This is a genomic window from Glaciibacter kafniensis (genome assembly GCF_039538945.1).
GTDB classification, from domain to species: Bacteria; Actinomycetota; Actinomycetes; order Actinomycetales; family Microbacteriaceae; genus Cryobacterium; species Cryobacterium kafniensis.
The window spans coordinates 993037-1016055 of record NZ_BAABCN010000002.1 but is presented as its reverse complement, the minus strand read 5'-3'; the positions used below and the strand labels follow the sequence as shown (position 1 = coordinate 1016055).

The window sequence follows — 23019 nt, the reverse complement described above, 5'->3', positions numbered from 1 at the left end:
ATGACCGACCTGATCGCCCTCTCCGCAGCAAACCTCAGCACGCTGCTCTCTGACCGCTCGGTCAGCGCCGTCGAGGTCACCCGCGCCCACCTCGACCAGATCGCTGCGGTCGACACCGACCTTCATGCCTTTCTGCACGTTTCAGCGGATGCCGCCCTCGCGACTGCCGCGGACGTCGACGCCCGCCGCGCCGCCGGTGACGCTCTCGGCCCGCTTGCCGGCGTTCCAATCGCCATCAAAGACGTGCTCGCCACTCAGGACATGCCGACGACCTCCGGATCGAAGATTCTCGAAGGCTGGATTCCGCCCTACGACGCGACAGTCGTCGCCCGTCTGCGCAACGCCGACCTGATTCCGCTCGGTAAGACGAACATGGACGAGTTCGCGATGGGCTCGTCGACCGAGCATTCCGCGTACGGTGTGACCCGCAACCCGTGGGACCGTGACCGCATTCCCGGCGGATCCGGTGGTGGCTCAGCTGCCGCCGTCAGTGCCTTCGAAGCACCGCTCGCGCTCGGGAGCGACACCGGCGGATCGATCCGCCAGCCTGCAGCCGTCACCGGTTCCGTCGGCGTCAAGCCGACTTACGGCGGCGTTTCCCGCTACGGCGCGATCGCCCTGGCCTCCTCGCTCGACCAGGTCGGCCCAGTCTCCCGCACCGTGTACGACTCTGCGCTGCTGCACGACGTCATCGGCGGGCACGACCCGCTCGACTCCACCTCGCTCACCGATTCCTGGCCTTCGATGGCCGCTGCCGCTCGCGCAGGCCTGGCAGACGGCGCCCTCAAGGGCGTCAAGGTCGGTGTGGTGAAGGAACTGAATGGCGAAGGCTTCCAGGCCGGAGTCAAGCAGCGCTTCAACGAAACGCTTGCTCTGCTTTCCGCTGCTGGCGCCGAGATCACCGAGGTCAGCGCACCGAACTTCGAGTACGCCGTCGCGGCCTACTACCTGATCCTGCCGGCCGAAGCTTCGAGCAACCTCGCCCGCTTCGACTCCGTGCGTTTCGGCATCCGTGTCGACCCGGCAGACGGGCCGATGACGAGCGAGCGCGTGATGGCGGCCACCCGCGACGTCGGCTTCGGACCAGAGGTCAAACGCCGCATCATCCTCGGCACCTACGCGCTGTCGGCCGGGTACTACGACGCTTACTACGGCAGCGCGCAGAAGGTGCGCACGCTGATCCAGCGTGACTTCGCAGCCGCGTTCAGTCAGGTGGATGTGCTCATCTCCCCGAGCGCCCCGACCACCGCGTTCAAGTTCGGCGAGAAGCGCGAAGACCCGATGGCGATGTACCTCAACGACGTGACCACGATTCCGGCCAACCTGGCCGGCATCCCTGGCATGAGCCTGCCGATCGGGCTCGCCCCCGAAGACGGCTTGCCGGTTGGGCTTCAGATCATGGCTCCGGCCAGAGAAGACGCCCGCCTCTACACCATCGGCGCGGCCATCGAGCGTCTGCAGGAGCAGACCTGGGGTCACACACTGCTCAGCCAGGCGCCCGCGTTGTCCGGCTCCACCCTGTCCCACCCAGCATTCGCAACCGAAGGGGGAGTCCTCTGATGAAGAAGGCTGAACTGATGGACTTCGATAAAGCCCTCGAACTGTACGAGCCGGTGCTCGGCTTCGAGGTGCACGTCGAACTCAACACCAAGACCAAGATGTTCTGCGGCTGCGCCAACGAATTCGGCCAGGGCGCCAACACCAATACCTGCCCGACCTGCCTGGGCCTGCCCGGTGGTTTGCCGCAGGTGAACAAGCAGGCGGTCGAGTCGAGCATCCGTCTGGGCCTCGCCTTGGGCTGCGAGATCGCCGAAAACTCGCGGTTCGCCCGCAAGAACTATTTCTATCCAGACACAGCGAAGAACTTTCAGACCTCGCAGTATGACGATCCGATCGCCTTCGATGGTTCGCTCACGATCGAACTCGAAAGCGGCCGTCTGGTCACCGTCGACATCGAGCGCGCTCACATGGAAGACGACGCCGGAAAGCTCACCCACAAGGGTGGCTCGACCGGACGCATCCAGGGCGCCGACTACTCGCTGGTCGACTACAACCGTGGCGGCGTGCCCCTCGTCGAGATCGTGACCCGCATGATCGAGGGCGGCGAGGCCGACTCGCCCGAGATCGCGAAGACCTATGTCGCCGCCGTGCGGGAGATCGTTAAAGCGCTCGGCGTCTCCAACGCCCGCATGGAAGAGGGAAACGTGCGTTGCGACGCCAACGTCTCCCTGCGCCCGCGTGGCTCCGACGTGCTCGGCACCCGCACCGAGACCAAGAACGTCAACTCGCTGCGCTCGGTCGAGCGCGCGGTGCGCTACGAAATCCAGCGTCAGGCTGCAGTGCTCTCTGCCGGGGGAACCATCACCCAGGAGACCCGGCACTGGCACGAAGACACCGGCGTCACGAGCGCTGGTCGGCCGAAGTCTGATGCCGACGACTACCGCTACTTTCCGGAGCCCGACCTGCTGCCGATGGCGCCGTCGCGCGAATGGGTCGAGGAGCTGCGTGCCACTCTGCCCGAGCCGCCCGCCGCCCGCCGCAAGCGCCTGCAGGCCGACTGGGGCTTCGCGAACCTGGAGTTCCAGGATGTCGTGAACTCCGAGCTGCTCGACGCCGTTGAGGCGACCGTCGCCGCCGGTGCTGGTGCGCAGTCTGCCCGCAAATGGTGGACTGGTGAGATCGCTCGTCTCGCCAACGCCGCTGGTGTCGCCTCCGACACCCTCGTCGACCCCGCGCAGGTCGCTGCCCTGATCGCACTCGTTGATGACGGCACGCTGACCGACCGTCTGGCCCGCCAGGTACTTGAAGGCGTCATCGCCGGTGAGGGCACCCCTGCCGACGTTGTTGCCTCCCGCGGCCTGGCTGTTGTCAGCGACGACGGCCCGCTGATCATTGCCATCGATGAGGCTCTCGCGTCGCAGCCCGACGTGCTGGCGAAGATCCGCGACGGCAAGGTGCAGGCCGCTGGCGCAGTGATCGGCGCCGTGATGAAGGCAATGCGCGGCCAGGCGGATGCCGCCCGGGTGCGCGAGCTGGTTCTCGAACGAGCCGGAAGCGCCGAATAGCTATGTGGAGACGACACGGCTCGACTGACTCGAGCACTTCAACGCCCGCCGGCACCGGATTCGGTGTCGGCGTGCAGGTCGTCGTGCGCCTCGACCGGAGCCGCTTCCCCGACACGGAGATCAGCGACCCCGTCGGCGTGATCGTGGCTCCCGGCGAAATGATGGGCGCCGCGTTCCTTGCGCCGGTAAGCGCTCGAGAACCGATCTGGGAGGTGCAATTCGACGAGCCGTTCTTTGCGCTCGACGGCTCCGGTCCGCACGAATCGGTCAAGGTGCCCGAAAGTCTGTTGTCGATCGCGCCTGAGGCGTGACCGACGTGATGGTTGACCGCATCCCCAGCCAGGCTGAGATTCGCCGGTGGCGTCGCTACCTGGCCGATGAGCAGGCCGAGGCTGCGGTCTACCGCGACCTCGCCGGTCGACGCGCCGGCGAGGAGCGCGACATCCTGTTGGCTCTTGCCGAGGCCGAAGGCCGTCACGAGGAGCATTGGCGCATCCTCCTGGGCGACAACGTCGGCGCGCCGCGCAAGGGGGCATTGCGCACCCGGTTCCTCGCGTTTCTGGCCCGCCGGTTCGGGTCGGTGTTCGTGTTGGCGCTCGCGCAGCGGGCCGAGTCGCGATCACCCTACGAAGCGGATGTCGACGCCACCGACGCGATGGCCGCCGATGAACGCATCCATGAAGAGGTGGTCAGGGGATTGGCCGCCCGTGGCCGCAAGCGCCTCTCCGGAACCTTTCGCGCCGCGGTGTTCGGTGTCAACGACGGACTTGTCAGCAACCTCGCTCTGGTGCTCGGTATCGGAGCGACGGGTGTTCCCGCCTCGACGATCTTGTTCACCGGGGTCGCGGGTCTGCTGGCCGGCGCCCTGTCGATGGGCGCGGGGGAGTACGTCTCCGTGCGCTCCCAGCGCGAGTTGTTGGAGGCATCCTCGCCTAACCCCGAGACGCAGAGCGCGCTTCCGCATCTCGACCTGGCAGCCAACGAGCTGACCTTGGTTTACCGCGCACGCGGCATGGCTCCCGATGAGGCTGCTCGTCATGCCGAAGAGGTGCTGCGGGGCGTTGCCTTGGCGACAGGCTCGATCAGTGTGACCGCCGGCGGCGCCGCGGCAGACGGTGCGCCGACTGCGGCGGATGTCGACGAGCACGAAGCGGTCGGAACCGGCATGAGCGCCGCGATCTCGAGTTTCTGCTTCTTTGCCTCTGGTGCCTTGCTCCCGATTCTCCCGTACCTCTTCGGGATGCAGGGGATCGCTGCCGTCGTTGTTGCCGCGGTTCTCGTCGGAATCGCACTGCTCGGCACCGGTGCGATCGTCGGATTGCTCTCCGGTGCTCCGCCGCTCAAGCGTGCACTTCGGCAGGTGGCGATCGGTCTCGGTGCGGCGGGAGTGACCTACCTGCTCGGTCTGCTGTTCGGCACGTCGGTCGGTTAGCCCGTCGGTCGGCTAGCGACCTCGTCGACCTAGCCGACCATCCGGCGCCTAGCCGACCTGTGCAGATCTGACGCGATCGTCGCGCCCTGTCAACGCCAGCAGGCGTGACTGCAGGGGAGCGTCATCGGCCAGCGGCACGGGTGAGGCAAACAACCCGCTCGCCTGCAGCGTGTCTTTCTGCGGCTCGAACACCGTCCACACCGCAGCGACCAAGGCGTCGTCGAGAGTTTCATCGGCCGCCGTGGCACGGGCGAGGTCCCAGCTGTGGATCGTGACATCCGACACCTGCTCGCGCAGGTAGTCCTCGGCTGTCACCGTGTCATACGAAAGCTGTACAGAGACATGCGGCGGCGTCGAACGCCACGCCTCCGTCGCGAGGGCCGAGTGCTTCTGCCACTCGGCAGCCAGATCTGCTCCGAGCGGAGCGAGCTCCCGTCGGGCATCGCGTAGGCTCAGCCCCCGCAGGAGCGGCGGAATCCACTGCTGTTCCACGATGACGTGCCGCACCAAGTCCCGAACGCTCCACTCGGTGTCGGGAGTGGCCGCGTCCCAATCGGTGATGGCGGCGACTCGGTCAGAGAACTCGCGATGGGCTTGCGTTTGTAGTGTCAACCAGTCACTCGACATGGGCGTTTCCTCCGCGCTTTTCAGTAACTCTCGATCAATCTTGTCTTCTGCAACGGTCGCCACGCCCCAGGCATTCCCTCAGTTCGTGACTCTTCAGCCGACCGGGTTAGGGTCGCAGTATGAGCAAACAGGATGGGCGGGGCAGACAAGTCTCGGCGCACACCGTCGATGATCGCTCAGCCACAATGTTGCACATCGACCTGGATGCCTTCTTTGCGTCTGTCGAACTGCTCGACCACCCCGAATTGGTGAACAAACCGGTTGTCGTCGGGCACCGTTCGGGGCGTTCGGTCGTCACCGCCGCCAACTATGTGGCCCGCCGCTACGGCGTGAACTCGGCCATGCCGATGTCGGTCGCGCTGCGCCGCTGCCCCGACGCCGTCGTACTCGAACCTCACTTCGACCGCTACAAGGCGCTGTCGCACCAGGTGATGCAGATTTTCGGGGACGTGACTCCGCTCGTTGAGGTCCTCGGCATCGACGAGGCGTTTCTCGACGTGGCCGGTGCCCGACGGCTGCACGGCGGCCCGGCTGAGATCGGCGCGCTGATTCGACGCCGGGTGCAGGCCGAAACCGGGCTCACCTGTTCGGTGGGCGCTGCATCCACCAAGTTCATTGCCAAGCTCGCCTCTGGCAGGGCCAAACCTGACGGCCTCCTCGTGATTCCCGCCGAGGATACCCTCGCGTTCTTGCACCCGCTGCCGGTCTCCGCGATGTGGGGTGTCGGCGCCAGCACTGAGGAAAATCTCACCCGGCTCGGATTGCGCACCATCGGCGATATCGCCAACACGCCACTGCCGGTTTTGCAATCGACATTGGGGGTCGCGTCAGGGCAGAAGCTCTTCGAGCTCTCCTGGGGCCGTGACCCGCGCCAAATCTCCCTCGAACGCGAAGAGAAGAGCATCGGGCATGAGGTCACCTTTGAACACGATGTGACGGATGTCGCCCAGTTGCGCAGCGAGATTCTGCGATTGTCCGACGAGGTGGCGGCTCGGCTGCGCCGCTCCGGGTTGGTCGGCCGAACGGTGGTGCTCAAGCTTCGGTACACCGATTTCAGCACGGTGTCGCGCTCGCGCACGCTGGCCGAATCAACGAATGTCGGTCGGCGGATCTACGAGGAAGCGGTCGCGAGTTTCGACACTCTCGCGCGCTCCGGCATCCGCGTGCGCTTGATCGGGGTGCGTATCGAACAGTTGGGCGACCCAGACGGCGTGGGACTCGGTCTCTGGGATCCGGATGAGGGCTGGCGAGAAGCCGAGCTGGCGGTCGATTCTTTGACCGCCCGGTTCGGCCGCGGCACCGTGAGGCCTGCGTCGCAGCTGAAATCTTCGCGCCCACCTGGACCGAGGGAGTAGCCTGAACCGCATGACCAATCTCATTGTGAAGCTCGCAGAGAACATCGGCACGATCGGCGTCAAGGCTGCCTATGGGGAGCCGGTCACCGTTGACGGGGTGACCATTCTTCCGGTCGCTTTTGTGCAATTTGGGTTCGGCGCCGGCACAGACGGCGGTACAGAAGACAACGGCGATGACGCCGACAGCGAGGAGCGCGGCGCGTCATCCAGCGGTGGTGGCGGCGGCGGGCTGTCGATTCCGGTCGGTGCGTACGTCACCGAGAACGGTCGTGCGCGATTCGAGCCGAACCTGATCTCGCTGCTGGCCGTCGGCATCCCGTTCGTCTGGGTGAGCGGCCATGCTCTTGCTCGAGTGATCCGCGCACTCAAGCGCTAGGGCGATTCGCACGCTCTCGCGCTAGCGGCTTTTGCCCGGGCACCGCAGTCGAATCAGCCGGCGGTTCTGCCAGCGCTGACGCACCCACTCGGGGATATGCCAGGGGCCGTGCACCGGGAGACCCAGATGCTGTCGACGCCGGCGGCGAATGAATGACCGGATGAGCACCAGCATCAAGACGGCGAGCACCAGCAGAACGATCATTTTCGACCGCCCTGACGACGTAGAGTGCGGCGTGTGCCCGCGCGCGTGCCGACTGAACCCATCTAAGCGATTCTAGGCGGCGGTATAGTGAGGAGTGAACACGGGAGTCCGGTGAGCCGGGCTGAGAGGAAGCTTCTCAAGCTTCGACCGTCGAACCTGATCTGGATCATGCCAGCGCAGGAAGGCTTCTCAAACCCGTGCCCTGTATTCAACTACGGAAAGGGCACGTACAGTGCACGCATCAACAACTCTTCACACCTCGTCGACTCAACGTAAGCCGCGCTCTTTGCGCTGGCGGGTCGTCGACATCGTCGTCGCCAGCGTCATCGGCGTCGCCAGCGGCCTTATTTTCATTGTCTGGAACCAGGCCTCGAATCCGCTCAGCGCGGTGCTCAGCCCTGTACTGCCTGGCCTGCAGGCGCTGCTCGGCGGCGGCTGGCTCTTCGCCGCAGTGCTCGGTGGTCTCATTATCCGCAAGCCAGGCGCCGCGCTCTTCACCGAACTGGTCGCCGCCGTCGTCTCGACATTGGTCGGCGGAAACGAGTGGGGCCCGCTGACCCTCGTGTCGGGCGCGGTTCAGGGCCTCGGAGCCGAAATTGTCTTCGCGCTCTTCCTCTACGCCAACTACCGCCTCTACGTCGCGATTCTCGCCGGTGCCGGTGCCGGCCTCGCGATGGCTGTCAATGACCTGCTCCTTTGGTACCCGGGGGCAAGCAACGAATTCAGCATCATCTACGTGATCTCTGCTCTGGTCTCTGGCGCGGTCGTGGCCGGTGTGCTTTCGTGGCTGGCCATGCGCGGACTGGCCCGAACCGGGGCGCTCAACCGTTTCGCCGCCGGGCGTCAGATCACACGCGAGGTCTAAGGCTCTGTCAATGGTTGCTCCGTACTCACAGTCGGCGTCGGCCGCGGGCGCGTCAGTCGACGCCCGCGGCTGGGGCTGGCGTCACGCCGGACGACGCGCCTTTGCCGTCTCCGGGCTTGATCTGCGGATTGAGCCGGGCGAACGCATCCTGCTGCTCGGTGCGTCGGGAGCCGGTAAATCAACGCTGCTTCACGCCCTCGCCGGTGTGCTCGGTGGCGACGAAGAAGGGGAGCAGACGGGGGAGCTGCTCATCAGCGGCAGCCAACCCGATGCAGCGCGTGGCCAGGTTGGCCTGGTCTTGCAAGACCCCGACTCACAGGTGATCTTGGCCAGGGTCGGCGACGACGTCGCGTTCGGCTGTGAGAACCTCGGCGTGCCGCGTGACGAGATTTGGCGGCGTGTGGCCGACGCGCTCCAGATGGTGGGCCTGGACCTGCCGTTGAATCACCCGACGTCACGCCTCTCCGGAGGGCAGAAGCAACGGCTGGCCTTGGCCGGGGTGTTGGCCATGCGGCCCAGCCTCATTCTGCTCGACGAGCCGACGGCGAACCTCGACCCTGACGGCGTGCGTGAGGTGCGCGATTCCGTGGCCCGTGTGCTTGAGTCGTCGGAGGCCACCTTCGTCGTGATCGAACACCGGGTTGACGTGTGGCGCCATCTGGTCAACCGTGTTGTCGTGCTGGATGCCGGAGGCGGAGTCGCTGCCGACGGTCACCCCGATGAGGTGCTTGCGTCGCAGGGCGAACGGCTGGCCCAGGCCGGCGTGTGGGTACCCGGAGTCAAGCATGCGCTTCCGGTTCGCCGACGGACGCCCAGCAGCGCGCTCGATCCGTTGCTGACGGCACAGAACCTGGCAGTCTCGCGGGTCAAGGGCGCCGACGTGGCTCGAGCCATCGACCTGCAGGTGCGTCCCGGCGCCGCGCTGGCCCTGACGGGCCCGAACGGCGTCGGCAAGTCGACACTGGCGCTGACCTTGGCTGGGCTGCTGAAGCCGAGCGGCGGACACGTCGTCGCCGGCTCCGATCTCGCCCAGGGGGCATCCGCGTCACCGATCGACTGGAAGTCGTCGCAGCTGCTGACCCGCATCGGCACGGTGTTTCAAGATCCGGAACACCAATTCGTTGCAGGGACGGTGCGTGCCGAACTCGCGGTCGGTCCGAAGGCTCTTGGCCTGGCCGACACCGAGATCGCGACGCGAGTCGACGGACTCCTCGCTCGGCTGAGACTCGATCATCTGGCCGAGGCGAATCCGTTCACGCTGTCCGGAGGCGAGAAACGGCGCCTGTCGGTAGCGACAGTTCTGGCCAGTGCACCCCGCGTGCTGATTCTCGACGAACCGACGTTCGGTCAAGATTTTCGCACCTGGCAGGAGATCATCGTGTTGCTCACCGAGCTGCTGGATGAGGGCACCGCGCTGGTTGCGGTGTCACACGACCCCGAGTTCGTGGCAGCGATCGCCGACGAACACTACCGGCTCGGTGCGGCGAGCCTCGGCGCTGCTCGCACAGGGAAGGTCGACCGATGACCGCCATCGCGTCCACCATCACGACTCCGACGCTTCGGGCAATCGACCGGGTCAATCCGGTGGCCAAGCTGGCCGCCGCGCTCGTACTCGCCGCGGTTCTCGTGTTGACGATCGACTGGGTGTCGGCGGCGGTCGCGCTCGGCTGCGAGCTCGTGCTCTTTCTCTTTGTCGGGCTCTCCCCGCGTATCTTCTTCTCCCGCACCGCACTCGTCTGGATCGCGGCACCCGCCACGGGGTTGACCACCCTGCTCTACGGAAAAGCCGCAGGCGCCGAGTACTGGTCGTTCGGTCTGATTCAAATCACCGACGGCTCTATCGGCCTCGCCATCGCCACGACGTTGCGGGTGCTGGCCATTGGTCTTCCGGCGGTTGTCTTGTTCATCACCGTCGACCCGACAGATCTGGCCGATGGGCTCGCACAGGTCGTCAGACTTCCGGCCCGCTTCGTGCTCGGTGGGCTCGCCGGGTTGCGCCTTGTCGGGTTGTTCATCGAAGACTGGCGCGCTCTGGAACTCGCGCGGCGGGCCAGAGGGATCGCCGACGGGCACGTTCTGCGTCGTCTGGCCGGTCAGGCGTTCGCCTTGCTCGTGCTGTCGATTCGCCGCGGAAGCAAACTTGCAACCGCCATGGAGGCGCGGGGTTTCGGCGCCCCGACACCGCGCACCTGGGCCCGGCCCTCGCCGTTCGGTTTGCGTGAATGGGCCCTGATCGCACTGGGCCTCGGCATCGCCCTGCTGGCCGCAGGAGTGTCGATTGCAACGGGAAGTTGGAACTTTGTCCTCGCCTGATCTGATTTCGCGTCCGCTCACTATCGGCGCCTTCGCGGCGTCGGATGGGGGAGATATCGATGCGGGAGATGTGGATGCGCGAGATAGCGATGCGCGGTTGGCCGAGACCAACTTCGCTGCCGACGTGCTCGCATCCGTGGCGGCTGCCCCGGCCACGGCCGTGGTTCTCATCGACGGACCGAGCGGAGCCGGAAAATCCACGCTCGCGGACCAGGTGCTTGCCGCTTGGCCGGGGAATCGTCGGCCGACGCTGATACGTCTCGACGACATCTATCCCGGTTGGGGAGGGCTCGATGCCGGCATCGTGCATCTAGAAAGGCACGTTCTCGCCCCGCGCCGCGCGGGTCGCCCCGCAGCATGGCAACGATTCGATTGGACCGTCGAAGCACCATTGGAATGGCACAGCGTCGACCCAGGTCTGCCGCTCATCGTGGAAGGGTGCGGAGCGCTGGCCAGGGCTAACACCGCTTTGTCTGACATCAGGGTCTGGCTCGACGCCGAGGATCAGAGTCGCAAGCGCCGCGCCATTGCGCGTGATGGTGACCGTTTTCTTGCGCATTGGGATGAGTGGCAGCAGGAATGGGAGAGCTATCTGCTGCGCGAAAACCCCGCGGAGGAGGCGACTCTGAGGCTTTTCGCTCCGAGCTGAGTCAAGAGAATTGGGCGGGACAGGCCCGCCGAGCCCCGCCGAGGACTAAGTTGGTGCCATGACAGCACCAGATTCAGACAGCGTGGACTACATCGCCGAGTTTCTCGACGGCCCCCTGGAAGGGCAGACCGATACGCGGGTTCTTGTGCGCGGAGCTGCGGAACCGCGCATCAGCATGGTGGCGGCGGTCGACGGCTTGGAGTCGCTCTTCTGGTACGACAAAGCCGAGCAGCGGGATGTGCAGGGTCGGCTGCACGTGCGCTATACCTTCGACAGCGGTGAGAGCGACCCGGTCGAATCGAATCACGAGCAAGACTGAATCGCGAGCAAGGCTGCGTCCCGAGCAAGGCTGCGTCCCGAGCAAGGCTGCGTCCCGAGCAAGGCTGCGTCCCGAGCAAGGCTGCATCTCAAGCAAGACGCGGAGCGGACGGGGCTACGGCGTCGGCTCCGCCGCATCGTCGCCCGTTGTATCGCTCTGTTGTGAGTGAATCAACGCGGAGATCATCGGAATCGGATTGAGCAGGCGCCAGCCGGGACCGGGATCGCTGAGACCGCTGTCGAGCACGAGAGGGGCGGAGATGCCAGTCCCCGCCGGGCCGGCGGCCAACTCTACGGTGCCGACGCGTTGGCCCGTGCGACCCGTCGTCACACTTTCGACCGTCGCCGACGCGGTGTCTGCGGCGCTCGACGGCCAGCCCAGTCGGGTCTTCGTCGCGCGCACGACTCCGTCAGCGGTGTCACCCCACGGTGTTTCAAAACGAGCGTAGGCGTCGCCGGCGCTCAGAACCGGCTGCAGGGCGACTCCCGCCCGCGCACTCGCCATCAGGGCCGTGAGATCGGCAGTGAGCGTGTCGTAGTCTGGCTCGCCGAGGAAGGCTCCTGACATGGTGAATGACGATGCATCGCTGCCCACCGTTGCCGTGAACAGAAAGCAGACGCCCGCGGCATCCGTGTAGCTGCGTGCCAGCGTGCTCACGCCGTCGATCTCAAGGGTCGCTGTGGTGTTGTCGACTCCGCTTCGGTCGGCAAGTTTCGACTCAGGGTTTGTGAGGACCTCGGCGATTGTCGGGTTGCCGGCAGCGAGACCGGCCAGCCGGGCGAGGTCGGCGGCGGTGCCGGCGCTCGCTTCGTCGAGCCCGGTGGCGTCGACGACGGTGGTGTCGTCAAGCCCGTGGGCTGTGAGCCACTCGGAAGCCTCGGCACGATATTTCTCGAGTGAGCCGAAGGCCCAGCGGGCGAGCGTGTCGGCGTGATTGTTGCTGGAGGCGAGGATCACAGCCTGCAGGAGCTCTCGCTCGGTCCAGACCTCCCCGGGGTACAGAGAGACGGTGCGTGCGCCGGCCGCGGCATAGTCGAGATAGCCCTGAAAATCGTCCTGAGTTGCAGCGAATGATTCTCCGGTTTCGCCGGGTGCGAGCGGATGCGCATCGAGCGTGACGAGCGCGGTGATCAGCTTTGCGGCTGAGGCCATGGGGAGAGCCGTCGCCCTGCCGGCGGAGGCAATCGGAACGGGCATTGCCGTATCAGCCGTCGCCGCGGCATCGGTAGCCCCAGCATCCGCCGCTGAATCGGCCAGTGGCAGTGCTGCGATGGCGCTTGCGCCGGCGGCGGGGAGCACCGGGGGAGTGTCGGTGGTGGGAGCGGCATGAGGGGTGAGGAGAGTCACCGACGCCGCGGGGAGCGGACCGAGAAGGGTGGCAGGGCCATAGACTCCTGCGCCCAGGATTACGACGGCTCCGCCCAATACTCCGACGAAACGTCCTACCCGAAATGTGCCCATAACTCAGGCTATCGGAGCCGGGATCACGCCCAGCCGAGGTCGTGCAGCCTGTCGTCGTCGATCCCGTAGAAGTGAGCAATTTCGTGCACGAGGGTGATGTGAATCTGGTCGCGCAGCTCGTCGAACGACTCGCAGATGGCCAGAAGTGGCTCGCGGTAGAGAATGATCCGATCGGGCATCTCGCCGAAGCCGTACTGACCGCGTTCGGTCAGGGCGACGCCATCGTAGAGGCCGAGCACATCGAGCGTTCCGTCTTCCGGACGATCCTCAACCACGAAGATCAGGTTGTCGAGACCGTCAACCATGTCGTCGGGAAGAAGATCGAGTTCATCGATGACGAGACGTTCGAATTCGTCAGAATCGAGCTGCAGCATCCGTTTAGCTTCTCACGACCTGTGTGACTCGCGTGCCAATCAGGACGGCGAACTCGGATGCTGTCGGAGAAAAGCCCGAAGGCTTGAATTTCATTGGGGTGAGTAACGGGGTTTGAACCCGCGACCTGTTGTTGGGTGCTGCACCACAACCAGGCGCTACATGGGGTGAGTAACGGGGTTTGAACCCGCGACCTGTTGTTGGGTGCTGCACCACAACCAGGCGCTACATGGGGTGAGTAACGGGGATTGAACCCGCGACCTGTTGTTGGGTGCTGCACCACAACCAGGCGCTACATGGGGTGAGTAACGGGGATTGAACCCGCGACCTCCTGGACCACAACCAGGCGCTCTGCCAACTGAGCTATACCCACCATGCGTTGTTCTCCACCTCTCGGCGAAGGCAACTCAAGAATACTATTACATCTTTGGAGTGAAGTTGTTCACCACCTCGGTTGCAATGGCCTTCGCCTCGTCAGTTGACGGTCCAGGATCGCCCACGAACAGGGCTTTTCTGTAATATGCCAATTCTCGAATTGATTCAAGAATGTCGGCAAGAGCCCGGTGTCCGCCGTCTTTCGTAGGCGCCTGGAAGTACACGCGCGGGTACCAGCGGCGCGCAAGTTCCTTGATCGACGAGACATCGACGTTGCGATAGTGCAGGTGGTTGTCGAGGCGGGGCATGTAGCGGGTCAGAAACCCCCGGTCTGTACCGATGGAATTGCCGGCCAATGGTGCCTTCTGCTCGGCAGGGATGAACTTGAGGAGGTACTCAATCACCTCGAACTCGGCCTCGGCAGCGGTCACGCCGTTGGGAATTTCTTCGATCAGACCCGAGGTGGTGTGCATGTTGCGCACAAAGTCGCCCATTTGCTCCAACGCCGAAGCGTCAGGCTTGATCACGATGTTGATGCCAGGGTCAACCAGATTGAGGTCGTAGTCGGTGATCACGACGGCGATCTCGACGAGCTCATCTGTTTCAAGATTGAGGCCGGTCATTTCGCAATCGATCCATACCAACCGGTCACTGCTGTTTGTCATGCCCCGAGTCTAACGGGGGGTGCAGACAGCGCCGGCTGACGCGGTGTGCGTGAGCCGGCGCTGTTCGTAGACTTGAGGCAATGCTTACGACACTCGCCATCCTGCTCATCGTCAACGCTGCCTGGAATTTTGTGGTCTGGCCTCAGTTTTACAAGCGGGTCAGCCGTGATTCACGGGCCAGGGATGCCGCGGGCAAGCCGACGAAGTTTCTGATTGTGCATGCGGTGCTGATAGGAATTTCTCTGGTGCTGGCTGTTGTTTCATTGATCGTGGGGGTTGTCGCCCTCATCACCGGCTAAGGAGCTGCGATGGACCTGATTCTCTTCTCGTCGTCATTCTGCGAGCCGTGCGCTCAGACGCGCGCGGTACTCGCCGAGGTCGAACGGATGGTGCCCCAGGCGACGGTTATTGAGTTCGACGTGGCGCGCGACAACGGCGAGGCGGAGGCCAACGGCATCCGTTCAACGCCGACCGTGCTGGTTCGCACAGCCGAAGGTGTTGAAGTCTTCAGGGCTGTCGGCGCCCCGACGCTCGATCAGGTATTGGTGGCGGCGGCCAAGGCGCTGTAACCCGTGGCGCGGCGTGTGGACCAGCGTGTGGCCTCGCTGATGGGCGAGCCGGGCGGCCTGAAGGGTATTGAGCCATGACTCAGCTCTCCGCGATACGTGTCTCTGAGGGGCTCCGAAACTGTGCCGCGATCGCCGGCATGCAGGGCTCCGAATTGTGGCTGGGGCCGCAGCTCGTGGGCGGCCGGAACAATGAGGTCTATGAAGTCTGCGGTAGCGAACAGCAACTCTGCATCAAGTTCTTTCGGGATGACCGCCGAGATGGTTTTCATCGCGAAGTGACACTGTTGCGTGTGCTCGCCGCGACGATGACCTCGAAAGTTCCCGTTGTTCTTGCTGCCGACGAAGACAGCACGAGTGTGCTCATGTCCAAGATTCCAGGAATCCCCGTGACTGACGGCAACATCTCGCGGAAGTTGGCCGTCGGCATTCTCGCGACGCTGACGCAACTTTATGCAGTCGATCCCGGTTCAATGCACCTGCCGGACGTAGCCTGGCCGCCGTTGCGCATGTTGGCGAGAACGAGTTCGATGATCGGCGAAGCCCTGGGGGAGCAAGCGCGAGCCGACTGGGAGTCGAGCTCAGATCGGCTTCGCGTGCCAGCGCTACTGGGCGCCGAGAACCGGCGTTCGTGTGTCGGTCGTGGGGATCCCGCACTCGACAATATTCTCTGGGACCAGGAGGTCGCCCACCTCGTGGATTTCGAGAGTGGCGGTCGGTCGGATGTGGTTCACGAGGTCGCAGAATTTCTCGAGCATCCACAGCACCGGTTGCTGGATAGTCGCTTCAAGTGCGAGCTTGTCGAACGCCTTCTGAGGCCGGAGGACCTCCTCGGTCTGGCTGCTTCGCGATGGCTGTTGCGAAGTTTCTGGAGCGTTCGGACTGTCGGTATTGATCGACAGGCGTCATTGAACGGGCTCATCCGGGTCGAGTCCTTGTCCGAGATCGGCTCGCTGCCCGTCGAACCGCTGATGGAAGGCTCGTCGAGGCGACCATCGTCCTGAAACGCCGTGTGCCTCAAGGAATGGGGACTCGATGGCGAGCCGAACGCCGATCTCGGCGTCGTCGACGAGACATTCGAAGTCGTACTGCAGGGCGGTTTTCGCGCCGTTTGACGATGGTGAATCCCCGGAGAAAGCCGAGCGATATTGGGCCCAGAGTCGGCTCGCCTCTGCCGCTCCGCGGGAGTACCATGACCGCCATGATGAATCGGGCCACTGCTTCGTTTCTGGCCGCTGGAGTTCTCCTGGTGGCAACGATTACCGCGGGATGCAGTACGAACGGACCGCCCGCGGTTTGTTCGGCGGTCGACTCGCTGAGGACGTCGGTCTCGGCCGTGACGCACGTGGATCTTGACCAGGGCGCACTGACGGAGGTGCAAGACGACCTCACCCAGGTGAAGTCCGACTTGGCCACGGTCAAGGAAGATGCCAAGGATGAGTTCGCCCCCGAGATCGATGCCGTCGAGCAGGCTTCTGCCTCGGTCAGTTCCAGCGTCAACGCGGCCATTACCTCGCCTTCGGTGCAAGGGATCACTGACGTCAGTACAGCTGTCAAGACGTTGGGTGCCTCGCTGACGGCGTTGCAGGATGCCGTGAAGAGCACGTGCTGAGCACGTGCTGAGAACGTGCTGAGCACTGCCGTAGCCGCGTTCCGCACAGACTGCTGCCCCTTTCGAAGTGCCTGAGGCGAGATCCAGCGATCTACGAGCTACCTTCACAGCATTGTGGCGCGGGAGCGAATCTGGGAATAGCCTGAGCACAACTGATCACCCGTTGCAGCAGGAGGTTTCACATGACCACATCATCCGGTTCGTCACTCGGCGGATTCTCGCTCGACGCAGCTGAGCTCACGAAGTCCGCTGTCACCAGCATCCGCGTTGCGCTGGGCGTCGGTGGCGCTGTCGCGCTCATCATTGGACTCTTGATCACGTTCCAGCCGCAGGCGGCGGCCGCGACGATCGCCATTTTGTTGGGCGTCTACTTCATCTTCGCGGGGTTGATGTATCTCGGCATCGGCATTTTCTCCCGGGGAATCTCGGGTGGGGCTCGGACGCTCGACATCTTCGTCGGTGTGCTCTTCTTGATTGGCGCCGGCCTGGCGTTCGCTAATCTGTCGGGCACCGTGGCGTTCCTTGCCGTCTTCCTTGGAATCATGATCGGCATCCTCTGGATCGTCGAAGGCGTGGCAACTCTGGCGCAGCTCGGTGACACGCCATCAAAGGGCTGGGCTGTCTTCTTTGCCATCATCAGCATCGTCGCCGGAATCGCACTGCTGTTTGCGCCGGTATGGGGCGCGCAACTGCTGTTTCTTCTGACGGGTATCGCGCTGATCGTCCTGGGTATTGTGCAGATCATCCGCGCGTTCACGTTCGGGCGTGGAATCATCGCAGCGGCCTGAACTTCTTCGCACAACGATCCGAGAACGTTCCTGGCAGGATTCGAACCTGCGACCGTTCGTTGGTTGAGGAGCAGCCGACGAAGGAGGCCGCGTCTCGAAACTTGGCGAGCAGTTCTCTGAAACTGGATCTCGCCTGGGGATCGGCAGGATTCGAACCTGCGACCAAGAGATGAGAAGCACCGCGATGGCTTTGCTTTGTGTGTGCCCCCGGCAGGATTCGAACCTGCGACCAAGAGATGAGAAGCACCGCGAGGGCTGTGCCCTCGTGCGCTGCGATGTTGTGTGTGCCCCCGGCAGGATTCGAACCTGCGACCAAGAGATGAGAAGCACCGCGATGGCTTTGCTTTGTGTGTGCCCCCGGCAGGATTCGAACCTGCGACCAAGAGATGAGAAGCACCGCGATGGCTTTGCTTTGTGTGTGCCCCCGGCAGGATTCGAACCTGCGACCAAGAGATTAGAAGGCTCCTGCTCTATCCCCTGAGCTACGGGGGCGACCAGACGAGACTACTACGCCTCCGGCTGAAGGCGAGAATGCTGCGGCATGTCGATGACGGGGGAGTAGCGCTGCAACGGATGCCGGAGCCGATCGTGACCGGCACACCTCGGGTAGATTATGAGCCATGCGAGATCTTCAGGCGCGAATCATCGCGGAGCTGCACGTATCACCCCAGATCGATCCGGCCGCCGAGGTGCGGCGTCGGGTCAAGTTTTTGAAAGAGTACCTGGTGCGCACCGGCGCGTCAGGGTTTGTGCTCGGAATCAGTGGTGGCCAAGACTCAAGCCTCGCCGGGCGGCTCTGCCAGCTCGCCGTCGAGGAGCTTGACGCTTCAGGTCGGCCGGCCCGGTTCATTGCGATGCGACTTCCCCATGCGGTGCAGCACGACGAAGACGATGCCGCACTCGCGTTGGAGTTCATCAAGCCGCAGTCCTCTGTCAACTTCAACATTCAGCGTGCGGTGGAAGGCTTCGAAGCCGAGTATGCCGAGAGCGTTGCGACGCCGATCACTGACTTCAACAAGGGCAATGTGAAGGCGCGGTCACGCATGATCGCCCAGTATGCCGTGGCCGGCCAGAACGGTCTGCTGGTTGTCGGAACAGATCACGCCGCCGAAGCCGTGACCGGCTTCTTCACCAAGTACGGCGACGGGGGGACTGACCTTCTCCCGCTGTCGGGACTGACCAAGCGTCAGGGGCGTGCTCTGCTCATCGAGCTCGGTGCACCCGAACGGCTCTACCTCAAACTGCCCACTGCCGATTTACTCGACGATAACCCCGGACAAACCGACGAGGCGAACCTCGGGCTTCGCTACGCCGACATCGACGACTACCTGGAAGGTCGAGAGGTCGATCAGTCCGTTGCCGAGGCCGTGGAGGCCCGATACCTCGCCACCGAACACAAACGCCGTGTCCCCGCGTCTCTGTTCGACAGCTGGTGGCGTTAGGAACCAAGCAACCAAGCAACCAAGCAACCAAGCAACCAAGCAACCAAGCAACCAAGCAACCAAGCAACCAAGCAACCAAGCAGCCGAGTGCGCCGGCAGCCGGGCCCCAGAAACAGACTTCAGTTTCTCGCAGTCAAGCTGGTGTGCTGCCGGCAGCCTCACCGGGGCCCGTCCGCGTGCGTGTCAGCTGAAGAAGCTCGGCACCGCGAGCATCGCGATGGCGGAGCCGGCGACACCGCTCACCACGACGGCGCCGATGCCGGCCAGGGGCACCCAGTAGGCCAGCCGACGCTTGACCAGCAGCACGATCGTGGTCACGGTCGCCGCCGTGATGAGCAGCGGAGGCAGCAGCAGTGCCAGCATGAAGCCAACTTGGATCTGGTCGACATTGCAGTCGATGCCGCATCCGTCTGACACCATCGGCAAGAACAGGGCGAAGATCAGGGCGAATGCGGCCACGGCGAACATGGCGAGCATGAGAACAATGGACAACACGATGTCCCAGACGCGGACGGAGCGAGTGTGAGGCATCCCCCTACCGTATCGGCCTTGCTGGGCCGGCCAATGCGGCAGGGCCGAGCTATCGGGCGGTCATGAGCTGACCGCTGGGCGATGAAGCAGACCTACGCCGGATTGGCCGGAAGCGGCTCTGCCGGGGCTGGCCGTACATCGAGCGCCTTGACATCGTCGAGAAGCTGAAGCGCCTCTGTCGACGTCGTTTCCGCGGATGCGCGAGGTCGTGAGGTCGGCGTCGCCTCGGTGGCCGAGAACTGGTTGTGGTGCTGCTTCGCGACCCAGGCGTCTTGCTCGGCGACCAAGGCGCCCTCTGGGGTTGAGGTCTGGGTTCCCCACCGGGCGAGATCGGCGAGAAACACTTTGCGCGCCTTGCCCGGCTTGTTCTGCCACTCGACGAGACGATCACGGAACTCGTGAACCGCTGGTTCAAGCTGGTAGCCGAAGGTGGCGGAGGTGCGCTTGAGCTCAGCGAGCTGGTGCGCTGCCCAATTCGCGGCGACTGCCGCTCCCTTGATGGGCAGGAGCCGCACCTGGATGTCGGCCTGGCCGACGGCTCGATCGGCCAGAACTTGCTCCTGTGGAGTGAGCGAGTTCCATACCGACGCTTCGGTCGCCGCGTCGACGAGAGCGCCGATTGCCGCCGCCTTCTGTTCGCGATCACGCTGGTCGATCAGGCTTTTGAGCGTCGCTCGCGAGATCCAGGCGGAGAGAACTCCGGCGAGAATGATCGCGAGAACGAACAACACTGTGCTGAAGAAAACGGGCTCAGTGCTGACATTGGTCAACCAGGCATAGAAACTATTCCACCAGTACATGTGCCGCACTTTACCGGTCTTCAATCCCATTCGGGGGGAGCGGCGGCGGCGTGCCACATCCGCCCATTTTTCTCAGCAGTGAGTTGCTCTCAGCGAAAACAGTCTGTGGCGTCATCGAGACGCCAGAACGTTCCCACGTCGATCGTGCGGCTTGTCGCGGTGAGCCGGCGAGCAGCGAAGCTGTCGCCTGCCGGGTCGCTGCGGCGTTCGATGTGGCCGAGCACGGATCCGGAGCGATGGGTAACCCGCCAGAGGCCGGTTCGAACGGGAACAAGAGTGATGGTGCTCGTGCGTGCCAGGGTGAGCGATGAAACCATGATTCCTCCGAACGTCAGCGGCCGAGTGTCGTGTGAGTGTCACGCTAGGCGCGGCCACCGACATCCGTGCCGCATCCCGGCCGGCCCGCTCAGCGCAGCTTCGTCACCGTCACATCGCGGCGCGCCAGATCCAGGTCAATCGTCTTGCCAGCGCGGGCAGTTTGGGCCACGACGATGCCGGTGAGCACGAGGAGAACTCCGACGAACTGCACCCCGTCGAGCGTTTCACCGAGCCAGAGAAACGCGAATCCAAAGGCAAAGATCACCTCGGATGCCGAGACGATGCCTGCTGCCGTCGCGCTCAGGCGAGCGAGCGCCAGATAGGACAGTAGATAGGGCAGGAACGAGCCGACGACCCCGTTCCAGATCACAACTCCCCAGAGGGGCACGGTGATCGCGTCGAGATTACCCCCGAGGGTGGTTGGCGCCGTCAAGATTGTCGGTTCGATGAGCCACCATCCGCTGAAGAACAGCCAGAACACGCTGGCGAAGAGCATCGACCAGAAGGAGACGGCCAACGGCGAAGCGGATGCGACCTGGCGCTCGCCCACGATAAAATAGACGGCCAGGCAGAGTGCGGCGAGAAGACCGGCTACAACACCGAGCCCTGAAAGTGGACTTGCCCAAATCTGCGCGACAACGGCCATCCCGACCAGAACCGCTGCGATCGCCACCCAGATGCGGGCCTTGACTCGCTCCCGAAAGATGAAGCGTGCGGCGAGGGCGACAAGGAGCACGCCGGAATACTCGAGCATCAGCGCGATGCCGACCGGCAGGAGGCTGATGGCGACGGCGTAGAACCATTGCACGAGGGCGACACCGGCGACACCGAGGATGACGAGCGACACGAGCTGCCGGCGTTCGATACGAAACGCTGCCCGGTTGGTGAGGAGCAGCGCCGCGCCCGCGAGCGCGGCGATGATCGTGACGCGGGCGAAAGTGAGCTGTGCCGGGGTGAGTCCGGCCTCAACGATGACCTTGGTCGTGCTTCCGTTGAGGCCGAACAGCAGTGAGGCTACGAGCGCATAGACGTAGCCCAACCGTTAGTCCCGCGAGGTGCCGTGCACGGCGTGGGGCTCGATTGCGGCGATCTCATCGGCGGCCAGCGCCGGGGCGTCGAGGGCAGCGATGTTCTGTTCCAGCTGGTGAACGCTCGACGCGCCGATGAGCACGCTTGTCACGGCCGGCTGGCGCAGGATCCAGGTGATCGCAAGTTGCGCGAGCGTCTGGTTGCGTGACGCGGCGATAGCGTTCAGCGCATTCGCCCGCGCCAGATACGTCTCCGACAGCGCCGATTCGGTAAGAAAGTGACTCGTCGCGATGCGAGAGCCGGAGGGCACGGTGCCGTTGAGGTAGCGGTCGGTGAGCAACCCCTGTGCCAAAGGCGAGAAGGCGATGCTGCCCATCCCGAGTTCCTCGATTGTCGAGAACAGCCCGTCTTCACTCTGGCGGTCGAACATCGAGTAGCGCGGCTGATGAATCAGCAGAGGCACCTTGTATTCGGCCAGCGCCGCGTAGGCAGCGCGAGTTTGTGCTGGGGAGTAGTTCGAGATGCCGACGTAGAGCGCCTTGCCCTGCTGAACCGCGGTGGCCAGCGCTCCCATCGTCTCTTCGATCGGCGTGTTCGGGTCGGGGCGGTGGGAGTAGAAGATGTCGACGTAGTCGAGTCCGAGCCGTCCGAGGCTTGCATCGAGTGAGGAGAGCAGGGTCTTGCGGGATCCCCATTCTCCGTACGGCCCCGGCCACATGTCGTAGCCGGCCTTGCTCGAAATGATCATCTCATCTCGGTATGACCTGAAGTCTTCCGCGAAGATCTTGCCGAAGTTCGTCTCAGCGGCTCCGGGAGGGGGCCCGTAGTTGTTGGCGAGGTCGAAGTGGGTCACGCCGAGGTCGAAGGCGCGGCGCAGGATGGCCCGCTGGGTGTCGATTGGGCGTTCGTGCCCGAAGTTGTGCCAGAGTCCAAGCGACAGAGCGGGCAGTTTCAGGCCGCTTCGTCCGGTGCGGCGATAGTTCATTGAGGAATAGCGGTCATCATCGGCGACAAAGGTCATGCGAATACTCTAGGACCGCGCAAACTCTTGGCGATGCAGCTGGCCTCCACACACGGGACGTTGTCGACTTGTGCACCGATCGCCAACCCGCCGGATCTCAACGTTTGCGTCGTCGCACACTCAGAGGTGCGCGACCCGGGTGTGGCAAAACCTGGCACGAGTGGTCACCCTCGGGTCGTGCGTGCCGAGCGATCGCTGGGCACCCACGCATCCGTGCCGGGAGAAAACATGAGCGACATCATCACGTTGACGGGAATCGTGGCAACGACTCCGAACCATCTCGTCACGACCAACGGACTCGCCATCACCTCGTTTCGGCTGGCCTCAGGGCAACGCCGATTCGATCGCGCTCAGAACGCCTGGGTCGACGCAGACACCAATTGGTACAGCGTTTCCACTTTTCGACACCTGGCACATAACGTTCAGAACTCGGTGAACAAAGGTGAGCACGTGATCGTGAGCGGCCGCGTGCGCATTCGGCAGTGGGAGAACGGCGAACGCAAGGGCACGACTGTGGAGATTGAGGCTGAGAGCATCGGTCACGATCTCACCTGGTGCACGACTCGGTTTCTGCGCAGCGCCCCTGGCAAGAGCGCACCGGTGACGCCTCGCGACGCGGAGTCGGCTCCCGACCGAGACGAGTTCCCTCCGAACGACGCCGTTGAATGGCCCACGACTCTGTCTGACGAAGAGGTGCATGACGGCTTGGAAGTTGGGCAGGACGACGAGTCGGGTGACGGTTCGGGCGACGGATTTCTGCCGAATGAACCGTCGAGCCTGATCACTGTCGTCTCGTAGACTCGGAGGGAGTCGACCGCCAGGCGGTCAGGGGAG

At 64.1% G+C, this 23019-nt stretch carries 28 protein-coding genes, 2 tRNA genes and 1 riboswitch; of the genes, 18 read left to right on the top strand and 12 right to left on the bottom strand.

What is annotated here, in order from left to right; translation table 11 throughout:
• From gatA to ABD791_RS05275, 4 genes are read left to right on the top strand one after another with little or no spacing between them, the layout of a single operon-like run.
• On the top strand, positions 1-1560 hold the full coding sequence (gene gatA / locus ABD791_RS05290) for an Asp-tRNA(Asn)/Glu-tRNA(Gln) amidotransferase subunit GatA (RefSeq protein ID WP_345063023.1): 1560 nt from the start codon (positions 1-3) through the stop codon (positions 1558-1560).
• Positions 1560-3065: an Asp-tRNA(Asn)/Glu-tRNA(Gln) amidotransferase subunit GatB gene (gene gatB, locus ABD791_RS05285; RefSeq protein ID WP_345063020.1), complete on the top strand. Its 1506-nt coding sequence runs from the start codon at positions 1560-1562 to the stop codon at positions 3063-3065. The genes gatA and gatB overlap by 1 nt, the downstream gene beginning before the upstream one ends.
• 2 nt (positions 3066-3067) lie before the next feature.
• A complete protein-coding gene (locus tag ABD791_RS05280; RefSeq protein ID WP_345063017.1) occupies positions 3068-3376 on the top strand; it encodes a hypothetical protein in 309 nt (102 codons plus the stop codon).
• 8 nt (positions 3377-3384) lie between these two features.
• Positions 3385-4497 carry a VIT1/CCC1 transporter family protein gene (locus ABD791_RS05275; protein ID WP_345063014.1) on the top strand — a complete coding sequence of 371 codons (1113 nt, stop codon included), beginning with the start codon at positions 3385-3387 and terminating at the stop codon, positions 4495-4497.
• A 48-nt stretch (positions 4498-4545) separates the two neighbouring features.
• Here the strand turns inward: ABD791_RS05275 and ABD791_RS05270 are convergent, their stop codons facing one another.
• Entirely contained in the window at positions 4546-5109 is a 564-nt protein-coding gene (locus ABD791_RS05270; RefSeq protein WP_345063012.1) for a TIGR03086 family metal-binding protein, read from the bottom strand.
• 134 nt (positions 5110-5243) lie between these two features.
• On the opposite strand from ABD791_RS05270, the gene ABD791_RS05265 reads away from it, so the two are divergent.
• Together ABD791_RS05265 and ABD791_RS05260 are read left to right on the top strand one after the other, a co-directional pair.
• A complete protein-coding gene (locus ABD791_RS05265; RefSeq protein WP_345063010.1) occupies positions 5244-6479 on the top strand; it encodes a DNA polymerase IV in 1236 nt (411 codons plus the stop codon).
• Positions 6480-6489: 10 nt separating this feature from the next.
• Positions 6490-6855, top strand: coding sequence for a spore germination protein GerW family protein (locus tag ABD791_RS05260; RefSeq protein ID WP_345063007.1), 366 nt, complete (start codon positions 6490-6492; stop codon positions 6853-6855).
• A 21-nt stretch (positions 6856-6876) separates the two neighbouring features.
• Here the strand turns inward: ABD791_RS05260 and ABD791_RS05255 are convergent, their stop codons facing one another.
• On the bottom strand, positions 6877-7059 hold the full coding sequence (locus tag ABD791_RS05255) for a hypothetical protein (RefSeq protein ID WP_345063004.1): 183 nt from the start codon (positions 7057-7059) through the stop codon (positions 6877-6879).
• A gap of 99 nt (positions 7060-7158) precedes the next feature.
• Positions 7159-7259: riboswitch (TPP riboswitch) on the top strand.
• Between the two features lie 32 nt (positions 7260-7291).
• Between ABD791_RS05255 and ABD791_RS05250 the strand changes: the two genes are divergently transcribed.
• Genes ABD791_RS05250 through ABD791_RS05230 form a run of 5 tightly spaced genes read left to right on the top strand, consistent with a single transcriptional unit; the run spans position 7292 to position 11205 of the window.
• Positions 7292-7924, top strand: coding sequence for an ECF transporter S component (locus ABD791_RS05250; RefSeq protein WP_345063001.1), 633 nt, complete (start codon positions 7292-7294; stop codon positions 7922-7924).
• A gap of 10 nt (positions 7925-7934) precedes the next feature.
• Positions 7935-9449: an ABC transporter ATP-binding protein gene (locus ABD791_RS05245; protein WP_345062999.1), complete on the top strand. Its 1515-nt coding sequence runs from the start codon at positions 7935-7937 to the stop codon at positions 9447-9449.
• Positions 9446-10237: an energy-coupling factor transporter transmembrane component T family protein gene (locus ABD791_RS05240; protein ID WP_345062996.1), complete on the top strand. Its 792-nt coding sequence runs from the start codon at positions 9446-9448 to the stop codon at positions 10235-10237. Before ABD791_RS05245 ends, ABD791_RS05240 begins: the two co-directional genes overlap by 4 nt.
• Positions 10224-10886 (top strand): nucleoside/nucleotide kinase family protein, encoded by a 663-nt coding sequence (locus ABD791_RS05235; protein ID WP_345062994.1) that lies wholly within the window; start codon positions 10224-10226, stop codon positions 10884-10886. The genes ABD791_RS05240 and ABD791_RS05235 overlap by 14 nt, the downstream gene beginning before the upstream one ends.
• A 58-nt stretch (positions 10887-10944) precedes the next feature.
• Complete coding sequence (locus ABD791_RS05230) at positions 10945-11205, top strand: hypothetical protein (protein ID WP_345062991.1); 261 nt, start codon at positions 10945-10947, stop codon at positions 11203-11205.
• Between the two features lie 114 nt (positions 11206-11319).
• Here the strand turns inward: ABD791_RS05230 and ABD791_RS05225 are convergent, their stop codons facing one another.
• From ABD791_RS05225 to orn, 4 genes are all read right to left on the bottom strand, one after another.
• On the bottom strand, positions 11320-12666 hold the full coding sequence (locus ABD791_RS05225; protein WP_345062988.1) for a D-alanyl-D-alanine carboxypeptidase family protein: 1347 nt from the start codon (positions 12664-12666) through the stop codon (positions 11320-11322).
• 23 nt (positions 12667-12689) lie between these two features.
• Positions 12690-13040: a metallopeptidase family protein gene (locus ABD791_RS05220; protein WP_345062985.1), complete on the bottom strand. Its 351-nt coding sequence runs from the start codon at positions 13038-13040 to the stop codon at positions 12690-12692.
• A 295-nt stretch (positions 13041-13335) separates the two neighbouring features.
• Positions 13336-13411, bottom strand: a tRNA-His gene (locus ABD791_RS05215).
• A 46-nt stretch (positions 13412-13457) separates the two neighbouring features.
• Entirely contained in the window at positions 13458-14078 is a 621-nt protein-coding gene (gene orn / locus ABD791_RS05210; protein WP_345062983.1) for an oligoribonuclease, read from the bottom strand.
• Positions 14079-14158: 80 nt separating this feature from the next.
• Between orn and ABD791_RS05205 the strand changes: the two genes are divergently transcribed.
• From ABD791_RS05205 to ABD791_RS05185, 5 genes are all read left to right on the top strand, one after another.
• On the top strand, positions 14159-14377 hold the full coding sequence (locus tag ABD791_RS05205) for an SCO4848 family membrane protein (protein ID WP_345062980.1): 219 nt from the start codon (positions 14159-14161) through the stop codon (positions 14375-14377).
• 9 nt (positions 14378-14386) lie between these two features.
• Positions 14387-14647 carry a thioredoxin family protein gene (locus ABD791_RS05200; RefSeq protein WP_345062977.1) on the top strand — a complete coding sequence of 87 codons (261 nt, stop codon included), beginning with the start codon at positions 14387-14389 and terminating at the stop codon, positions 14645-14647.
• A gap of 137 nt (positions 14648-14784) precedes the next feature.
• On the top strand, positions 14785-15648 hold the full coding sequence (locus ABD791_RS05195; RefSeq protein WP_345062974.1) for an aminoglycoside phosphotransferase family protein: 864 nt from the start codon (positions 14785-14787) through the stop codon (positions 15646-15648).
• A gap of 332 nt (positions 15649-15980) precedes the next feature.
• Entirely contained in the window at positions 15981-16256 is a 276-nt protein-coding gene (locus ABD791_RS05190) for a hypothetical protein (protein ID WP_345062970.1), read from the top strand.
• Between the two features lie 182 nt (positions 16257-16438).
• On the top strand, positions 16439-17044 hold the full coding sequence (locus tag ABD791_RS05185; RefSeq protein WP_345062967.1) for an HdeD family acid-resistance protein: 606 nt from the start codon (positions 16439-16441) through the stop codon (positions 17042-17044).
• Between the two features lie 419 nt (positions 17045-17463).
• Here ABD791_RS05185 and ABD791_RS05180 read toward each other — a convergent pair.
• Positions 17464-17536: transfer RNA gene (locus tag ABD791_RS05180), tRNA-Arg, on the bottom strand.
• Positions 17537-17664: 128 nt separating this feature from the next.
• Between ABD791_RS05180 and nadE the strand changes: the two genes are divergently transcribed.
• Positions 17665-18486 (top strand): ammonia-dependent NAD(+) synthetase, encoded by an 822-nt coding sequence (gene nadE, locus ABD791_RS05175; protein WP_345062964.1) that lies wholly within the window; start codon positions 17665-17667, stop codon positions 18484-18486.
• Positions 18487-18669: 183 nt separating this feature from the next.
• On the opposite strand, the gene ABD791_RS05170 is transcribed toward nadE, so the two are convergent.
• From ABD791_RS05170 to mgrA, 5 genes are all read right to left on the bottom strand, one after another.
• The gene (locus tag ABD791_RS05170; protein ID WP_345062961.1) at positions 18670-19017 is read right to left on the bottom strand and encodes a hypothetical protein; all 348 of its coding nucleotides are present in this window, start codon (positions 19015-19017) and stop codon (positions 18670-18672) included.
• A gap of 92 nt (positions 19018-19109) precedes the next feature.
• Entirely contained in the window at positions 19110-19817 is a 708-nt protein-coding gene (locus tag ABD791_RS05165) for a hypothetical protein (protein ID WP_345062958.1), read from the bottom strand.
• A gap of 89 nt (positions 19818-19906) precedes the next feature.
• Complete coding sequence (locus ABD791_RS05160; protein ID WP_345062955.1) at positions 19907-20134, bottom strand: hypothetical protein; 228 nt, start codon at positions 20132-20134, stop codon at positions 19907-19909.
• Positions 20135-20223: 89 nt separating this feature from the next.
• Entirely contained in the window at positions 20224-21174 is a 951-nt protein-coding gene (locus ABD791_RS05155; RefSeq protein ID WP_345062952.1) for a DMT family transporter, read from the bottom strand.
• Positions 21175-21177: 3 nt separating this feature from the next.
• Entirely contained in the window at positions 21178-22185 is a 1008-nt protein-coding gene (gene mgrA / locus ABD791_RS05150) for an L-glyceraldehyde 3-phosphate reductase (protein WP_345062949.1), read from the bottom strand.
• A gap of 228 nt (positions 22186-22413) precedes the next feature.
• Between mgrA and ssb the strand changes: the two genes are divergently transcribed.
• Positions 22414-22983, top strand: coding sequence for a single-stranded DNA-binding protein (ssb, locus tag ABD791_RS05145; protein ID WP_345062946.1), 570 nt, complete (start codon positions 22414-22416; stop codon positions 22981-22983).
• Positions 22984-23019 lie beyond the last annotated feature (36 nt).

Bases quoted from the DNA above. Each gene is read 5' to 3' on its own strand.
- gatB (WP_345063020.1), top strand. From the start codon at position 1,560: ATGAAGAAGGCTGAACTGATGGACTTCGATAAAGCCCTCGAACTGTAC.
- ABD791_RS05245 (WP_345062999.1), top strand. From the start codon at position 7,935: ATGGTTGCTCCGTACTCACAGTCGGCGTCGGCCGCGGGCGCGTCAGTC.
- ABD791_RS05225 (WP_345062988.1), bottom strand. From the start codon at position 12,666: ATGGGCACATTTCGGGTAGGACGTTTCGTCGGAGTATTGGGCGGAGCC.
- ABD791_RS05200 (WP_345062977.1), top strand. From the start codon at position 14,387: ATGGACCTGATTCTCTTCTCGTCGTCATTCTGCGAGCCGTGCGCTCAG.
- ABD791_RS05195 (WP_345062974.1), top strand. From the start codon at position 14,785: ATGCAGGGCTCCGAATTGTGGCTGGGGCCGCAGCTCGTGGGCGGCCGG.
- ABD791_RS05165 (WP_345062958.1), bottom strand. From the start codon at position 19,817: ATGTACTGGTGGAATAGTTTCTATGCCTGGTTGACCAATGTCAGCACT.
- ABD791_RS05220 (WP_345062985.1), bottom strand. From the start codon at position 13,040: ATGCTGCAGCTCGATTCTGACGAATTCGAACGTCTCGTCATCGATGAA.
- ABD791_RS05205 (WP_345062980.1), top strand. From the start codon at position 14,159: ATGCTTACGACACTCGCCATCCTGCTCATCGTCAACGCTGCCTGGAAT.
- nadE (WP_345062964.1), top strand. From the start codon at position 17,665: ATGCGAGATCTTCAGGCGCGAATCATCGCGGAGCTGCACGTATCACCC.
- ABD791_RS05265 (WP_345063010.1), top strand. From the start codon at position 5,244: ATGAGCAAACAGGATGGGCGGGGCAGACAAGTCTCGGCGCACACCGTC.
- gatA (WP_345063023.1), top strand. From the start codon at position 1: ATGACCGACCTGATCGCCCTCTCCGCAGCAAACCTCAGCACGCTGCTC.
- orn (WP_345062983.1), bottom strand. From the start codon at position 14,078: ATGACAAACAGCAGTGACCGGTTGGTATGGATCGATTGCGAAATGACC.
- mgrA (WP_345062949.1), bottom strand. From the start codon at position 22,185: ATGACCTTTGTCGCCGATGATGACCGCTATTCCTCAATGAACTATCGC.
- ssb (WP_345062946.1), top strand. From the start codon at position 22,414: ATGAGCGACATCATCACGTTGACGGGAATCGTGGCAACGACTCCGAAC.
- ABD791_RS05275 (WP_345063014.1), top strand. From the start codon at position 3,385: ATGGTTGACCGCATCCCCAGCCAGGCTGAGATTCGCCGGTGGCGTCGC.
- ABD791_RS05170 (WP_345062961.1), bottom strand. From the start codon at position 19,017: ATGCCTCACACTCGCTCCGTCCGCGTCTGGGACATCGTGTTGTCCATT.
- ABD791_RS05185 (WP_345062967.1), top strand. From the start codon at position 16,439: ATGACCACATCATCCGGTTCGTCACTCGGCGGATTCTCGCTCGACGCA.
- ABD791_RS05160 (WP_345062955.1), bottom strand. From the start codon at position 20,134: ATGGTTTCATCGCTCACCCTGGCACGCACGAGCACCATCACTCTTGTT.
- ABD791_RS05240 (WP_345062996.1), top strand. From the start codon at position 9,446: ATGACCGCCATCGCGTCCACCATCACGACTCCGACGCTTCGGGCAATC.
- ABD791_RS05260 (WP_345063007.1), top strand. From the start codon at position 6,490: ATGACCAATCTCATTGTGAAGCTCGCAGAGAACATCGGCACGATCGGC.
- ABD791_RS05255 (WP_345063004.1), bottom strand. From the start codon at position 7,059: ATGATCGTTCTGCTGGTGCTCGCCGTCTTGATGCTGGTGCTCATCCGG.
- ABD791_RS05280 (WP_345063017.1), top strand. From the start codon at position 3,068: ATGTGGAGACGACACGGCTCGACTGACTCGAGCACTTCAACGCCCGCC.
- ABD791_RS05230 (WP_345062991.1), top strand. From the start codon at position 10,945: ATGACAGCACCAGATTCAGACAGCGTGGACTACATCGCCGAGTTTCTC.